At 67.7% G+C, this 223-nt stretch carries 1 protein-coding gene; it reads right to left on the reverse strand.

Translation table 11 applies throughout. The annotated features are described in order from the left end of the window. Positions 1–223, reverse strand: a 223-nt coding sequence (locus tag SLQ30_RS33230) for a hypothetical protein (protein WP_319451263.1), incomplete at both ends; no start/stop codon positions are given.

Raw genomic sequence — 223 nt, forward strand, 5'->3', positions numbered from 1 at the left:
AGATAAGCGACATCGTCGCCGCTCGGCGCGGGCAACGCGGTGCCGGGTTGAGCCTCGATACGGGGGTCCTCGACATCGAGGACCACGCCGGCAAAACCAGCGAGCCGCGCATCCAGTTCGGCAGTCGTGAGCACCGCCACCGGCGCGGCATCCTCGATCACAAACCGCAACCGGGCCGCCGGCACGTTCGGATCGATCGGCAGATACGCCGCCCCAGTCTTGA

Source organism: Mycobacterium sp. RTGN4 (assembly GCF_033804635.1).
Classification (GTDB): domain Bacteria; phylum Actinomycetota; class Actinomycetes; order Mycobacteriales; family Mycobacteriaceae; genus Mycobacterium.